15 protein-coding genes are annotated in these 16,127 nt (G+C 45.4%); all 15 read right to left on the bottom strand.

The window, feature by feature from the left end; genetic code table 11:
• Positions 1-15: 15 nt before the first annotated feature.
• Positions 16-726 (bottom strand): RNA polymerase sporulation sigma factor SigE, encoded by a 711-nt coding sequence (sigE, locus tag ACSW3C_RS03455; protein WP_184206871.1) that lies wholly within the window; start codon positions 724-726, stop codon positions 16-18.
• A complete protein-coding gene (locus ACSW3C_RS03450) occupies positions 716-1,570 on the bottom strand; it encodes a sigma-E processing peptidase SpoIIGA (RefSeq protein ID WP_486560946.1) in 855 nt (284 codons plus the stop codon). The genes sigE and ACSW3C_RS03450 overlap by 11 nt, the downstream gene beginning before the upstream one ends.
• Before the next feature lie 188 nt (positions 1,571-1,758).
• Positions 1,759-2,928 carry a cell division protein FtsZ gene (gene ftsZ, locus ACSW3C_RS03445; protein WP_248511408.1) on the bottom strand — a complete coding sequence of 390 codons (1,170 nt, stop codon included), beginning with the start codon at positions 2,926-2,928 and terminating at the stop codon, positions 1,759-1,761.
• A 43-nt stretch (positions 2,929-2,971) separates the two neighbouring features.
• Entirely contained in the window at positions 2,972-4,258 is a 1,287-nt protein-coding gene (ftsA, locus tag ACSW3C_RS03440) for a cell division protein FtsA (RefSeq protein ID WP_238084236.1), read from the bottom strand.
• Between the two features lie 95 nt (positions 4,259-4,353).
• Positions 4,354-4,725 carry a small basic family protein gene (locus tag ACSW3C_RS03435; RefSeq protein ID WP_248511412.1) on the bottom strand — a complete coding sequence of 124 codons (372 nt, stop codon included), beginning with the start codon at positions 4,723-4,725 and terminating at the stop codon, positions 4,354-4,356.
• A gap of 2 nt (positions 4,726-4,727) precedes the next feature.
• On the bottom strand, positions 4,728-5,447 hold the full coding sequence (locus tag ACSW3C_RS03430; protein ID WP_486560945.1) for a DUF881 domain-containing protein: 720 nt from the start codon (positions 5,445-5,447) through the stop codon (positions 4,728-4,730).
• 31 nt (positions 5,448-5,478) lie between these two features.
• Positions 5,479-6,201, bottom strand: a complete 723-nt coding sequence (locus ACSW3C_RS03425; protein WP_486560944.1) for a DUF881 domain-containing protein — start codon at positions 6,199-6,201, stop codon at positions 5,479-5,481.
• On the bottom strand, positions 6,182-6,964 hold the full coding sequence (locus ACSW3C_RS03420) for a cell division protein FtsQ/DivIB (RefSeq protein ID WP_486560943.1): 783 nt from the start codon (positions 6,962-6,964) through the stop codon (positions 6,182-6,184). The genes ACSW3C_RS03425 and ACSW3C_RS03420 overlap by 20 nt, the downstream gene beginning before the upstream one ends.
• Before the next feature lie 12 nt (positions 6,965-6,976).
• Positions 6,977-8,071 carry a putative lipid II flippase FtsW gene (gene ftsW / locus ACSW3C_RS03415; RefSeq protein ID WP_486560942.1) on the bottom strand — a complete coding sequence of 365 codons (1,095 nt, stop codon included), beginning with the start codon at positions 8,069-8,071 and terminating at the stop codon, positions 6,977-6,979.
• Between the two features lie 30 nt (positions 8,072-8,101).
• Positions 8,102-9,451: a UDP-N-acetylmuramoyl-L-alanine--D-glutamate ligase gene (gene murD, locus ACSW3C_RS03410; RefSeq protein WP_486560941.1), complete on the bottom strand. Its 1,350-nt coding sequence runs from the start codon at positions 9,449-9,451 to the stop codon at positions 8,102-8,104.
• Positions 9,448-10,425, bottom strand: a complete 978-nt coding sequence (gene mraY, locus ACSW3C_RS03405) for a phospho-N-acetylmuramoyl-pentapeptide-transferase (protein ID WP_238084252.1) — start codon at positions 10,423-10,425, stop codon at positions 9,448-9,450. The genes murD and mraY overlap by 4 nt, the downstream gene beginning before the upstream one ends.
• A gap of 159 nt (positions 10,426-10,584) precedes the next feature.
• Positions 10,585-12,498 carry a penicillin-binding transpeptidase domain-containing protein gene (locus tag ACSW3C_RS03400; protein WP_486561487.1) on the bottom strand — a complete coding sequence of 638 codons (1,914 nt, stop codon included), beginning with the start codon at positions 12,496-12,498 and terminating at the stop codon, positions 10,585-10,587.
• Positions 12,499-12,555: 57 nt separating this feature from the next.
• A complete protein-coding gene (locus tag ACSW3C_RS03395) occupies positions 12,556-14,739 on the bottom strand; it encodes a penicillin-binding protein (RefSeq protein ID WP_486560940.1) in 2,184 nt (727 codons plus the stop codon).
• Positions 14,740-14,774: 35 nt separating this feature from the next.
• Complete coding sequence (gene ftsL, locus ACSW3C_RS03390; protein ID WP_486560938.1) at positions 14,775-15,146, bottom strand: cell division protein FtsL; 372 nt, start codon at positions 15,144-15,146, stop codon at positions 14,775-14,777.
• 14 nt (positions 15,147-15,160) lie between these two features.
• Positions 15,161-16,093: a 16S rRNA (cytosine(1402)-N(4))-methyltransferase RsmH gene (rsmH, locus tag ACSW3C_RS03385; RefSeq protein ID WP_486561485.1), complete on the bottom strand. Its 933-nt coding sequence runs from the start codon at positions 16,091-16,093 to the stop codon at positions 15,161-15,163.
• Positions 16,094-16,127: the final 34 nt, after the last annotated feature.

The raw sequence follows: 16,127 nt of genomic DNA, 5'->3' as shown, positions 1-16,127 counted from the left end.
CGCCAATTATAACCATCAGGCAATCGGATGATTCAGCCGATCACGTAAATCTGATATGATTTTCTTCTCAAGCCGGGAGATATACGACTGGGAAATCCCTAATAACTCCGCCACTTCTTTCTGCGTCATTTCGAGCTGGCCCGTCAGGCCAAACCGGCATTCCATAATATAACGCTCTCGTTCATCGAGCAGCATGATCGCTTCAATCATATGCTGCCTTTCCAATTTTTTTTCGACATCATCAATTATAATATGCTCATCCGTGCCCAGAATATCAGATAAGAGCAATTCATTGCCGTCTGCATCTGAATTCAGTGGCTCATCAAAGGAAATTTCTGATTTGGTACGATTCGTTTTTCGTAAGTGCATAAGAATCTCATTTTCAATGCATCTAGAAGCATAGGTAGCCAATTTTATGTTTTTGTCGCTTTTGAATGTCTCAATCGCTTTAATCAACCCGATTGTCCCGATACTGATCAAATCCTCGATATGAGTATTCGTATTGTCAAAACGTCTTGCAATATAGACGACTAGCCGAAGATTCTTTTCAATTAATGTATCTCTTGCTTCCATATCGCCTTCCATGAAAGCACGGATGGTCTGCGCTTCTTCTTCCCTCGTCAATGGCTTCGGAAGTGATTCATGGCCCCCAATATAAAAGGTGCCCCGTTTTCTCCGGAAAAAACTTGTTAAGATCGACAACCAACTCTTCAACTTATACCACATGCGCAGTTCCCCTTTCCTTTGATATGGACTCCATAGCAGAAACGTGTAATATTGCGTCCGCCCCATCCGGATAACGATTGTCCTCTTTTGTCAGCACGAGGTAACCAGGCTGCAATTGATCACCATCATCCAATTTCCACCACTCGTACTTAAATCCGATCGCCCAGCTTACGCCTTGTACAGTAGTAAGGCGGATCAGCCGGATCCCTTTTTGATATTCAGCTGGAAAAGAACTTACATTAGCCAGTTTTTTCGGGTTCCATTGTTCGAGCGGGCCAATTAGATCCTGTGGGATCATCTGTTTAACCGCCCGATAAGAAACGAAATGTACCGGCGCCCCTGTCATCGGCTCTGTACAACTATTTCCGGTGTCAATGAACACCTGCATCCGAATGTCTTGTTTCCATATTCGCAGAGTTGACATGCATGCAAAATCATCCATCTGCTTAGCCACACGTACATCCAGCCATTTTCCTTTAAAGATTGATAATGAAATGAAAGCAATGAGTGCACTAAGAAAGACAGAAAGGTAAGCTGGCATCGGGAAGGACTGTGCGGAGTAGACGGTCAGCAGCCCACCGGAAAACAAGGCACCCACCAAGACAATTCCTATCGCTTTCCTCCATACGGCCAAGGCTTTCCCAAAAGCACAAAATGTCATGAGCAGAAACGAGATGATCATGCTGATGAAAGAGGATGAAAATAATGTGACGGGCAAGGCACCTGCAAAGGAGGCGAACCAAAGTCGTCCACGGGCGGCCTGCAGGTTCCCTGTCTTGTTCGCAAAAGAAAGCACAGCAAAATTAAAAACCATATTAATCGCGATGATCAGCTCACCATACATGAACCACCCTCCCTTGATGGTTAGGATAACACTTGGTCCATGAAATGTTTGTCGGAATGGGAATTTATTTTCTTTGATTATTCGACAGACCACATGTTACATGCCTAATCTAGCCTCTTTCATTTCACCTAGATACAGACAAAAAAAGACTCCCAGCAGAAATAGCTGGAAGTCCTTTGATATTGATTTTATTGTCTGCGCTGGCGGTTCCGCAAGAACGTCGGAATATCGAGCGCATCCTCATGCTGATTCGTTTGCTGCGGTTGCCGTTGCGGCTCGGATTGCGTGTGGTGCTGAAGCGGTTCTTCCCGTCTTGCAGGAGCGGCTTGCTGGGCAGGCTGCGCTTCCCGTTGACGGGTGCTGCCAAAACCTCCACCGCGGTTGGAACGCACTTGTGTAAGTTGCTCCTCGTTAAAGCCTGTGGCAATGACCGTAACAATGATTTCGTCTTTAAGATCATCATTGATGACCGAACCGAAAATCATATTAACATCTTCATCTGACGCAGACGCTACGATATCCGCAGCTTCCTGCACTTCAAACAGGCTTAGGTTGGAGCCGCCTGTAATATTCATGATGACGCCTTTAGCTCCATCAATGGACGTTTCAAGCAATGGGCTGGAAATGGCTTTTTTCGCCGCTTCTGCCGCACGATTTTCACCAGTGGACATACCGATCCCCATTAAAGCAGAGCCTTTGTTGGACATGATTGTTTTAACATCCGCAAAGTCCAAGTTGATAAGACCTGGCGTGGCGATCAAGTCTGAAATACCTTGTACACCTTGTCGAAGTACGTTGTCCGCTTCGCGGAACGCTTCCAACATCGGTGTATTCTTATCGACGATTTCAAGCAATTTGTCATTTGGAATGACAATAAGTGTATCGACAGATTCTTTCATCGCTGAAATTCCGCCGATTGCTTGAGTCGAACGTTTTCTTCCTTCGAACGTGAAAGGACGAGTCACGACACCGACAGTTAATGCGCCTAGATCTTTTGCCACTTGGGCGATGACCGGAGCGGCACCTGTGCCTGTCCCGCCGCCCATGCCGGCAGTAACGAATACCATGTCAGCTCCGCGTAGCGCTTCCTCAATCTGTTCCTTACTCTCTTCTGCTGCTTTTTTTCCGACTTCAGGATTGGCTCCAGCACCAAGACCTCTCGTGAGCTTTGCCCCAATTTGAAGTTTGACACTTGCGTGCGATAACTTAAGCGCTTGTGCATCTGTATTGACCGCAATAAATTCCACGCCTTGCACTCCATGCTCAATCATCCGGTTTACCGCATTGTTTCCGCCTCCGCCTACGCCAATCACTTTAATGACAGCAAGCGAGTCGATATTTGTATCAAAATCTAGCATCCGTCTCTCCTCCTAATTCTCTTAACAAAGTAAAATTTCGCAGTCACTCGAAAAATCCATCAAAGAATTTTTTCGTTTTGCTTATCAATGATGATTTCTTCTCTCTCGGACGGTCGTTAGCTTGTTTCTTCACATTGACTTGTCCTCGTTCAATTCCTTCATCCACCACAGTTGCAGGAGAGGATGGGGATACTCCGAAGTAAGCATCTTCCATGTAAGCATATCGGATGAGACCCACCGCCGTTGCATACATCGGTTCGCGAACACCAATGTACTCTGGCGTATGAATTCTAACCCTAGTTTTCAAAACGTGGCGGGCCAGCTGTAAGATGCCCTCCAGCTTTGTTGTGCCGCCTGTCAAGACGACGCCACCCGGCAGATCACGGATGCCCATTTGATAAAACTCTTCGAGCACTAGGTCAAATAGCTCTTCAAGCCGGACCCCAATGATCTCCGATATGTATCTTTGACTATACTGATCTTTGGAATCAGCTCCAATGACCGGTACTTCAAACAGCTCATCATCGGACGCATCATCATAGAAGGCATGTCCATATTGATGTTTGATCTTTCTTGCTTGTTCTGTCGGTGTCTTCAAAATGATTGATAAATCTTTTGTGAGATGGTCTCCACCGACCGGAAGAACCGATGTGGTAATTAAACGGTTGTCCCTAAAGATTGAAATTGTTGTTGAACCGCCACCGATATCGATAAAAGCGGTACCGTGATTTTTTTCATCGTCCGTTAATGCAAAGGTGCCTGCCGCAAGCGGCTGCAAATAAATCTCCCGAATCGTCAGGCCTGCACGTTCCACGCAACGCAAAATATTATGCACTAATGTTTTTGATGTTGTAATTAACGTACCGTCCATTTCAAGCCGGACGCCAATCATGCCGCGCGGATCTTTTATTTCATCATAATCATCCACAATAAACTGCTTTGGAATAATATTGACGATTTCTCGTTCCGGCGGGACAGACATCACTTGCGCGGATGTAATGACGCGTCCTAAGTCATCATCCGTAATTTCACGGTTTTCGGAATTGACTGCGACGACTCCCTTAACGTCTTGCAAAATAACGCCATTCGCAGGAATTCCAAGGATCACATCCCGGATTTGCATACCGGTCATCCGTTCTGCCTGGTCAACCGCTTTACGGATTGACTGCACAGTCGCGTCAATGTCAATGATCGTCCCTTTCCGTATGCCAGCGGATTGGACGTTGCCCACGCCGATAACATGCAGGGATCCGCCATTGACTTCCCCGATCAGCACTTTCACGGAAGAAGATCCTATATCAAGTGATACATAGATAGTAGATTGACTCAATTATATGGCACCTCCCATAACAACTCTTACATTCCATTCTATTGTATTATAGTCGTATTGTCTAAATATTTTCGCCATCATCAACCCAAATCCTTTCATTTCAAATCGTTCGCCTCAGAAACCTTCCCCCGATCCGTCCATTTGGTCAGAAGGATCCTACGAATAACCGCTATATTTTGGAACAATCTGACTCCGAATGCAAATACCGCAGCCAAATACAGATCGACGCCCAAATGCACGCCAAGGAAGGCAAGAGCGGCTGCTAACGCGATGTTAAAGAAAAATCCGGATATAAACACTTTGTCGTCATAAATATGCTGGAGATGTGCCCGGATGCCGCCGAAAAGTGTATCCAATGCAGCCAATACCGCTATGGATAAATAGTTTGCATAAACTTGCGGTATCTGAATATCTGATAGAAGACCAAGCGATATTCCGAGCAACAGTCCTAATAACGGCAACCACATTGTCATTCCCCTTTCGGAAGTTCTTCTAAATACAGATTTTCAAATTTTTCTGGCCATCCGCGGATCGCTACCTCTTCCTGCGGTTCACTAATTTCCATGATCAGATTTTCCAAGTAAAAGTCATCATGGATGGATGAAGCCAGCAGATAATTATAGAGCTTTTCGCAATCCTGTTTTGTTTGTGTCACAATTTTGATTTTGAAAGGCGGAGTGGCGACGTCGAGACCATTGACGGCCGTCATGCCATTGATGTCTCGTATGGAACTCAGTATGGTATACCGTTTCCCGTCTATTTCAAGATCATGCCCTTTGAATCGGTTCAAGTCGTTGACAAAACGGTTGAGCAAGTCTGATGAAATGCTCGTGATTGGCATTCCATACGCGATGCTTTCGGGAGAAGGCTTTACTTCTATAATGAGCCCCGGCCCCTGTAAATCTGTCTCACCCGCTTGCTGACGCAGTTTATCCACCGTGTCCGCCAATGCTTTTCCCGTATTCTTTTCCGTCATCGACTGATAGGACGCAATCGTCTTGTCCAACTCACGTATTTCTTTCAACAGTTCGGAATGCGTCTTTTTCTCCTCAGCCAATTCTTGGCGAATTGCCCATATATCCCTTGTATCACGTTCCTCAGGATGTTTGATCGTATTATATTGGATGGACACCATAAAGCCGATGATGAGCAGGACGACTGAAAATTTCCAACCGATAGATCTCTTCAATTGTTACCGTCCCCCTTTCAGCCCATTTTTCTTATCTTTCATTCCGCAGTGCAGGCAACCGGATATCTTTCAGCTGTTCCAGTGTTACAACAATGTTTTCCCTTGCCAGTCCATCCAGTACGCCACCTTTTAAACTTAATGCCGAGGCGAGGACATCTGAATCGCCTACAGCCTCGATGACGAATGGCGCAGGAAATGTTCTTCCGTCAATGGTAATGACAGGGCCTGTACACTTGATAGAAGAATTGGAAGTGATCCGTTGACCATTGATCGCCAGCCCCTGAGCCCCTGATATCCGCAACTCATTAATGACTCGCAAAATATGGGATTCATGAACAATGTAATCATTCGGATTCTGTTCAACCGGATTGTAGTCAGCGTCTTTCAATGTAACTTTAACGCCTGATCCAGTAGACGGTATGGCGCCTAGCAGAAGCCGCAAGTCCTGTGCTTCTTCAACAAGCCCTTCATGATCCTTCTCCTTCTCAGAGAAAGATTGTTCTGCCTTCCGGATCGCCTCTTGCTTGGAAGCTATTTCGTCAGCCAGCTCCTTGTTCCTTTCCTGCTGCTCGATCAGTTCTTCCCGATACCGTTCCTCCTGCAAGAGGGACGGGTATTGATAAGACTCCTCGTCATGCTGATTTCCCAACATCCGGTAAGAAAAAGCGAAAATGAATCCTAGAACAAGAAAGACTAACGGAAACAGGATGTGCCGTCCCCCTTTCCGGTTATCGTCATTCGCTTTCTTCTTCATCCACCTCACCTTCCTTTCCAGTCCCATACGCTTCGCTAAACGGAGTGAAGAAGGTGCCGACTTCCATATCGATTATACCTTTTTCATAGCCTGATAACTGCGCAGTAATTTCTGGATAGTAATCCATCTTCTCTGCCAGCGATGGGATCTCCGCATGTACTTCATATCCATCGTCCATATAAATGACCAGACTGTCCGGATCAACCTCATCTCCTGCGTAGATGATTTCTGAAATCAACTGCGAGACATTCTTGTCCATTTTCAACATTTGTTTAATAATCCTTTTTGCTAGTTCCACATCATCCACGTTTGACAAAATGGGAACATCTGGCTTCACCGTCTCGCCATGAAACGCCTTCCCATTTTCTAGCAAGACGCTGTACTGGCCTTTCGTTTCCAAATATGCGACCGTCTTCCATTCTGTGATTGAAATCTCAACATCACGGAACCACTTTCTCGAAACTTTTGCTTGTTTTACCCCTTCCAGCTTTTTTAGTGCATGTTCGGCCTCATCCAATTTAAACCCCCACAAGGAGCCAGCTGTTTCAATTCCACTTTCTTGGATGTAGAAATTCTCGTCCTGCAACTCCGCGCCTTTCACATGAACGGTGCCGATTTTACTTAGTGGCGATTGGAAATAAAGCAGGAATAGAAGGGCAATACAGAACACAGCCAATATGAAGATAAACTTTTTATTTGTTTTTCTGCGGCGCTTTTCACGCATGGATGGTATTCTGTCTTGAATATCTATGACTTTGTCCATATTGTCCCCTCCTTATCTACTTTGTTCCCGATAGAATGCAAAATGCAAAATCGTACCAACTGCCATCCAAGTCGTCAAAAGAGAGGATCCTCCATAACTGATGAAAGGCAATGTAACTCCTGTGACCGGTAATAGTCCTGATACGACACCGGTGTTTAAAAAGGTTTGAAAAATGATCATGGATGCCATCCCGGATGTAATGAGAAACGCATGAAACGTTTTTGTTCGTATTGCAATGCCGAATGCCGAAAACAACAAGACTCCAAACAGGATTAATAACGTCGTTGCTCCGATGAACCCGGTCTCCTCCGCAATGATGGAGAAGATGAAGTCATTCTGAGGTTCAGGCAAGTATAAATACTTTTGACGACTATTCCCGAAACCATGCCCAAACAACCCGCCAGGCGCGATTGCAAATAAGGATTGAATGCCCTGAAATCCTTTTCCTAACGGATCGCTCCACGGATCAATATAAGATTTAATCCGATCCATCCGATAGGCGGCAGAAGCAATCAGGACGATAAAAGCACCAACACCGCCGACGCCTAGCAACCCAAAAAACGTTAATGGATATCCGGCAATGAACAAGATGACGAACGCAGATACAATCATGATGACGGCTGAGCCTAAATCAGGTTGCATCATAATCAGAGCGGCCGGCAGCAAAATGAGAGCAAAGTGCTTGATCTCAAATGGATTTTTTCCGCTCGGCTTTCTCATGCTGCACGCTAGCTTGCCAATTAGCGCAACCTTCACAAACTCCGCCGGCTGTATGCTAAAAGGTCCAAGAGCAATCCAGCTTTGCGATCCGTTCCGAACCGCACCAATGCCAGGAATCAGCACTGCAGCTAGCAAAATAATCGCAATGTAATAGAAATAGGTCCAGAATGTCGAGTTCGACAGAAGAGGACTTTTCATCATCAGGTAGGCAACCCCAATTGATATTGCCATATAGATTCCTTGTTTTACAATGAACGGTGACGAATCGGCATAATGGATTTTTCCCCAGTAAGAACCTGCCGAATGGACAAAAATAAGCCCGATGAACGACAGCGCCACTGCCGAAATGACAAACGCCGCTTTCAGTTTCTGCTCCAGTGAACGCATCCTTCCGTATTTAAATTAAGAAAAGCCGCTCTATAGCTTCATGACTGCTTCTATGAACGCATCCCCCCGCTGTTCAAAGTTTTTATATTGATCCCAGCTTGCGCAGGCGGGAGAAAGCAAAATAACGTCTCCTGGCTCCGATTGCCCATACGCTTGCTGGATCGCATCATCCATCGTGCCAGCTGCAGTAATTTGCGAGATACCACAGGAGGACGCAAACTCATTAAAACGCTCTGCCGTCTCCCCTACTGCTATGACGGATTTGACATGCGTCATATGAGGCCGTAATTCCTCAAAGCTATGGCCACGGTCTAATCCGCCCGCAATTAAGATCGTTGGCAATTCAAATGAGGAGAGCGCACTCTTTGTAGCCAGTGTATTGGTCGCCTTGGAATCGTTATAAAACTTGCGGCCTTTTATTTCTTTCACAAATTGCATACGATGGCGGACGCCTGTAAATGAGCTCAAGACATCCTCTACCGTTTCCTTATCGCAATCCATCAAAATAGCTGCGGCAGTTGCTGCCAGTATGTTTTCAAGATTATGCCTGCCCGGCAGTTTGATCATGGCGCGCTCCGCATAAGGCTCGCCTTTCCAATAAATAAATTGATCATCTGCAGAGATGCCGGTTTCTGTACGCCCTGAAAGAGAGAATGGCACCATCGTAGCATGACTGTCTTTCATATGTTCCAACAGCTCGGGTTGATCTGCATTATAAATTAAATAATCCTCAGCAGTTTGGTTTTTTGTAATATTGGCCTTCGCCTGTGCATAAGCCTCGGGCGAGCCATGATAGTCCAAATGGGCATCGTATAAATTCGTCCAAATGGCGATATGCGGCTTAAACATCTCTGTTCCAGCCAATTGAAAGGAGGAAACTTCCATGACAATCAACTGATCGGAATGAGCTTCCTGCGCGACAGAAGTAGCAACCGTCCCGATATTTCCAGCTATTAGCGGCTTCTTTCCGCCAATATTTAAAATATGGAACAGAAGTGTAGTAGTCGTCGTTTTACCATTCGAACCTGTTACTGCTATAACGGGTGCTTCGCTAATACGGTAAGCGAGCTCCACTTCTGTCCAGACCGGAATCCCCTTTTGAATCGCTTTTTCAATAACAGTGTTCGAATAAGGGATGCCCGGGTTTTTCACGACGAGGTCAAAGCCGAAATCAAGGATCTCAGACGGATGTCCTCCACATATGACTTCAATTCCTTTTTCTTTCAAGAGGTGCGCTTCTTGATTCCCCTCTTCAGGAGATGCATCGTTGACTACAACCTCTGCGCCTGCTTCATGAAGCATATTAGCAGCAGCGAATCCACTTTTTGCAAGTCCAAGCACGAGAACTTTCATTCCTGAAAATTGATCGGGATTTTTCATGATAACACCTCCAACATGACTGGCAATAAGGCCGAGAGTAAAGCAACTCCCCAAAACACAACGACAATTTTCCATTCCGACCAGCCGGACAATTCAAAATGGTGATGAATCGGGCTCATTTTAAACACCCGTTTACCAGTTAATTTAAAGCTCGCCACCTGGATCATGACGGACAATGTCTCAATGACATAGACAAGGCCGATCAACAGAAGGAGCAGTTCCTGTTTTACGAGAACAGACAACATAGCCAGTGCCCCTCCAAGAGCAAGAGATCCGGTATCTCCCATGAACACTTTCGCCGGTTTCATGTTGAACAACAAAAAGCCGAGCATCGCTCCTGAAACGACAAAAGCAAACATCGCAATATCGTATTGTTCATAAAACAACCCATGCACACCAAAAGCTGCAAATGCGATCGTGGAAGTACCTGCGACGAGACCGTCTAAACCGTCTGATAAATTGACTGCGTTTGAAAACCCTACGAGCCAAAAGACGAGAAACGCTACGTAGAATACGCCCATCTCGAGTTTGATATCAGTGAAAGGGATCTGCAATGTCGTATCGAATGGCCCCATTTTCAACAGGAAGAAAGCTGCAATGGCAATAATGATTTGGCCAATCAATTTCTGGATCGATGTCAAGCCCAGATTCCGCTTCATGACGACAATGATGAAGTCATCTAAAAATCCGATAATCCCGAAACCGGCCAGCACAAGCATCAAGACAATCGTCTGAGTAGTCAACACATCTTCATATATGTATGATAAAACGAACATTGAAATGATGATCGAAATCAGGAAAATAAGGCCGCCCATCGTCGGCGTACCTGCCTTCTTTTGATGGGCTTCCGGGCCTTCTTCCCTTATGCTCTGGCCAAACTTCAACTTTCGAAGTATTGGTATAACAGCAATACCGATGATTGCTGTCAATACAAATGTAACGGCGATTGCCGATAAAGTAGTGACGAGTGTCATAGTAAGTTCTCCTTAATTGTTTTGAAACAAGATCTTCTACCATCTTAAAGTAAATATTAATATCGCGCTATAATTTTTTACCACTTATACTTGGAAGTCCCCACTCTTTTTTCCATATAATCGATGAGGACTTCCTAGCAAAAGACAGACATTCTTAAATCATTCCGTATACAAATGGATGACATCATCCACTTCCATCAGTGTGTCTGCAGCAGGCAGCTGATACTTCACTTGCTCGCCATCTCCATGCCACTCAATCCGGTACGTATGAAGCTGCCTTGCGATCATACCTTTCGTCATGCCTGTTAGATCGGGAACACGATGCGTAAGTGGGTCGCCCCATCGATATTCTTTCTCCAGCTGGCCCTCTCTTTTCGTTATGCCAGCCAAAGGTGCGATCTCCTCAATGATTCGTCCCACAATGGGAGCCGCGATGACACCGCCGAACTGAATCGAGTTTTGAGGACTGTCCACTGCGACATAGACGAGAAGCTCCGGATCATCCGCTGGTGCAAAACCAATAAAGGAAACGATATAATCTCCATCCTTATACGTGCCGTCAACGACTTTCTGTGCAGTCCCTGTCTTTCCACCGACCCGCAAACCATCTGTAAAAGCGTTGCGGCCAGAACCGTTTGCGACAACTGACTCCAATGCGCCCCGCACCTGTGCAGATGTCTCCTCGCTAATGACTCTCCGTTTCAATTCAGGCTCAAATGACTGGATTGTGTTCCCTTTCTCGTCCTTTATCTCTTTTACGATATAAGGCTTATAAAGATTACCCCCATTGATGGCTGCTGAAACAGCTTGCACCTGCTGGATGGGTGTAACGGAAATCCCTTGGCCAAACGAAGTGGTCGCTTGTTCGACAGGACCGAATGCTTCTTTGGAAAATAGGATTCCCTTCGCTTCGCCCGCTATTCCTGAATTAGTGGATTCACCGAAACCGAAATCGCGAATATATTTATCCAATCTTTCACTTCCAAGACGTTGGCCGATTTCAATGAAACCTGGGTTGCATGAATTTTCTACGACCTCCAAAAAGGACTGATGTCCATGACCGGAACGCTTCCAACACCGTAATTTCGCATTTGCTACCATGGAAAAGCCCGGATCATTAAAGTGATCATTATGTAGATCGATGACCTTCTCTTCCAATCCTGCAGCCAGCGTAACAATTTTAAATGTCGAGCCCGGTTCAAATGTCATCCAAACCGGCAGATTTCGGTTGTAAATCGATTGATCAGCTTCTTGGTAATTGGCGGGATCAAAAGTCGGAAAAGAGGCCAGCGATAAAATTTCACCAGTTTTCGGATTCATAACGATGCCGAGCGCTTGCGCCGCATCATACTTTTCCATCGCCTGCATTAATTCCCGTTCCACGATCTGCTGCATATCCAGATCTATGGTCAGTTCGACTGTAGCACCGTTTTTCCCTGTTTGAAACCCGTCATCTACATGAGGAAGCGGGATAGTCCTTGCATCGGTATACATCCGGATGATATCGCCTGTACCTTTAAGAAATTCATCATACGCAAATTCAATTCCTGCAAGGCCATCTCCGTCGTAGCCCGTAAATCCAATCAGACGGGCCAGTAAATCTTTATATGGATACGTACGGATAAAATCTACGCCTGTGTACAGCCCTTCTATTTGAAGCTTGGCAATTTCATCCGCTTGTTCCTTCGTAATGTTCTTGCCTTCAGGCGCCAATTTGTTCATATATCCCTTTTTAGACATTTTCTCAAGTAATTCTTCTTTGTCAGCTCCCAAAATCGGGGCCAGAAGGGCTGCACTCTTTTCAATGTCCTTGTTTTGGGATGGCATAAAATACAAGGTAGGGGCTAATTGATTTCCGACAATCATCTTGCCATTGCGATCATTAATATTGCCCCGAACAGCACCAAAAGGTATTTCCCTGTCCCAATTCGCTTCCGCACGTTCTTTCAACCATTCGTGCTTAATAATTTGTACATGAAACAGCTTTCCAACAACAAGCAGCAATGCAATGAGAAAGAGGACGAATACAGCGCGGATTCTCTTTTTCGATTGAATGGTAATGGCTTTTCGCAGGACTCCACACCTTCCGTTTTTTATAACAACCTATGAATGTATGGACGCTGCTATTCGTCAACCACCGATAATCTGTTCTTCTTCGTCTTCCGTTTCTTGCTGTTCGTACTGCTCTTTTGGAGGCTGTAAAATAATAACCAATGGTTCATTGGCGTTCACAACCGTGCCAGGGGACAAACTTTGTTCCATGACGAAACCATCCCCATTTAACCGAATATCGAGTCCGGATTGCTGTTTAAAGGACAAAACCATTTTTTTGGACCAGCCAGTGAAATCAGGCAGCTCTGTTTTACCAGATGTTTTCAGCAGCACTAATGAATCTTTTGTCAGTTTCGTTCCCTTGCTCGGATATTGCGAGACAATTTCCCCGCCTTCGCCGATGAGCACCGGCCGGATTCCTTTTGCCGTCAATCCCTCAATGACTGTTGCCGAATCTTTCCCGGCATAATCATCCAACTTGAGTATCTCAGTCTTCTCAACATTTTCTGGTACGATATTCAAATACTTCAAACTGCTCTCCATAACCGGCTTGAATACTTTTGATACCGGATCCGATCCAATCTCACCTAGCTTTAATTGAGGCTGTTGAACGTAAACGTAAGTGACGAGCTGCGGATCATCGATCGGTGCCATCCCTAGGAATGAATACAAGTAATTTCCATCCCCTGACAAATATTTACCACGGGAATCAGGTATTTCTGCAGTTCCTGTCTTTCCGCCGACATCGTACCCAGGAATTGCGAACTTCCGTCCCGTTCCGACTTCTGACGTAACAGTGGACGCCAAAATGTCCCGCACTTTCTTAGCCGTCTCTTTTGAGATCGGACGTCCCTTTTCTTCCGACTTGTGATTTTGAACTGTGTCACCTGTATTCGGGTTAATGATTTGGTCAATGACATACGGCTTCATCATCACCCCATCATTCGCTATAGCGGTTGCAGCTTGAATCATTTGAATCGGTGTCACTGTGGAGCCCTGTCCGTATGATGTCGTCAATCGTTCAGATGGATAGCTGTCCAAAATATGCCCCGCTGCTTCGTGCGGCAGATCTATTCCGACCCTTTCTCCAAAGCCGAACTTCTCTAAGTACTCTATGAACTTACGATCTCCTAAACGCTCTAGCAAGTAGGCCATCGACACGTTAGAAGAACGCTGGAACCCTTCTAAAAATGTAATACGTCCCCACCCTACACGATTATGGTCTCGTATCGTACGATCGTAAATCGTATATTGCCCGGAGTTATACTTAGCAGCAGGATCCCATTTATTTTCTTCAATCGCTGCGGCAAGTGTAAACATTTTCATTGTGGAACCCGGTTCGACTGTCGTTTCCACTGCTTCGTTCAACCAGTTTTCCGTCAACCCTTCTCTCGTACCCGGATGGAAGGACGGCCGCTGGCTCATCGCATAGATTTCACCTGTTTTTGGATTCGCCACAATGACAAGCATTTTTTTCGGAGAATACTCCTTTTCCACCCGCGACATGGCATCTTCCACAAAATTTTGGATCGTTTTATCAAGCGTCAAATGAATTTCATTTCCGTCTTGTGGCGGAGTAATGATTTTCTCACTTTTCGGTAGGATGAACCCCCATACGTCCGACTGGAAATCGACTTTCCCATCAGTGCCTGTCAATTCCTTATCGTACGTCTTTTCCAGACCCATCTTTCCTACAGTCTTATAAGAACCATCTTTTTGCTCCTCACGCATTGCGAAACCGATCAGGTAAGAAGCGAAATTTCCATTTGGATAAAGCCGCTTTTTCTCTTCCATGAAGTTAATTCCGGTAAGGCCTTCTCTCTTCATCGCTTTTTTTATTTTTTCCATCGTTTCATGGTTGATGCCGTTCCCGGCTTTCCCGAATTCGATTTGCCAAGGCACTTTTTCCTTGTTCGCTGCACTTTCCAGCTTCTGCAGAATCTCTTGTTTCGGCATCGCGATATATTGACTCAAGACCTCTGCCGTTTTGTCATAATCCACGACATGGTAGAGGGTCTTGGATCCGTTTGGAGTCGCTTTATCGCTGATGACAGCAAACAGCCGGTAGCTTATTGTATCGGATGCAATCAGTTCACCGTTGCGATCCACGATTTCGCCGCGCTGCGCTTTTAATACATTTTCTCTCGCATATTTAGATGCGGCCATTGCGGCGAGCGGCCGCCCTTCAGCTTGTCCGGTAATCTGAATGGATAAAAATCGGACCATCAATAAAAAAAAGAGCCCCCCAAAAACTACAAACATCAGAAAGGCTCCCCATTGAAATCGAAATTTCTTCTTCATTGTCCAGACACTACCTTCACGTTCTTTTCGTTAAGGTCCAAGCCGAGCGCTTTCGCTTTCTCCCAAATGACTTCGTATGTAGATTTCTCACTTACTTGGAAGGACAACTCCGTATTCTGTTTTGTAGTTTCTTCAATTTGTTTGTTAATGAGCTGCACTTCCTTATTGGTATCATTGATTTGCGCTTGCGTGTGCAAAATCATAACGGAAAAAGCGATGACCACGGCGCCGAACACCATAAAGAGAAATTTTTCACCTTTGGAAAACAGTTTTCTTGAAGGACGCTGTGAAGGTTGTTGATTCGGCGATTTCGTCGTCTCAATTGCCGGATTACTATATGTCTGCATCTTCTTTTGGGCCAATCCCATCAGTTATTCCTCCTTTACAATTTTTCTGCGATTCTCAGTTTTGCAGATCTCGAACGCTTATTTTCCTCTATTTCTGTTTCGCTTGGAAGAATCGGCTTCCGTGATACTAGCTTGAGTATCGGTTCCATTCCTTCCGGGATGACCGGCAAATTCGGTGGAAGTTCCGGTAAGGAGGAAGCTTCCTTAAATATCGTTTTGCATAGACGGTCCTCCAATGAGTGGAAGGTAATGACACAAATACGGCCGCCTTTTCTCAACAGTCCGATCGCATCGGAAATCGACTCTTCAGCTGCACCCAGCTCATCATTGACCGCAATTCGAATCGCTTGGAATACACGCTTGGCTGGATGTCCACCTGTTCTGCGAGCAGCGGCTGGTATGCCAGCTTTAATGAGCTCAACTAGATCAGAAGTCGTTTGAATCGGTTGTTTACTGCGCGCTTCTTCTATTTTACGCGCAATATTCTTTGCGAATTTCTCTTCACCATACCGATAAAAAATCCGGACCAAATCTTCAAACGGCCATTCATTCACAACTTCAAAGGCAGTTAAATCAGCTTCCATATCCATACGCATATCCAATTGTGCTTCATGGTTATAGCTGAATCCTCTCTCAGGTGTATCCAGCTGTGGAGACGATACGCCTAAATCATACAACACACCATCTACCTCAGTGACGCCAATGCCCTCTAATTCCTGTTTAAGATATCGGAAGTTTGAACGAATAAATGTAACCCTGTCCAAATAATCCTTCAGCGTAACCTTGGCCGCCTCAATCGCTGTCGTATCCTGATCGAAGCAGATCAGTCTGCCTTCAGGTGATAGCCTTTTTACAATTTCCAAACTGTGGCCGGCGCCGCCAAGTGTGCAGTCCACATAAATACCATCTTCTCTTATATGTAAGCCTTCGACGGCTTCATGAAGCAAAACTGTAACATGGTTAAAAATCGAAACCGCCCTCTTTCTGTGTGTGTTCAATAGC

The organism is Sporosarcina sp. AD_1 (genome assembly GCF_057373025.1).
Note: the sequence above shows the minus strand (reverse complement) of the source record. Positions and strands in the feature narration are given on the sequence as shown.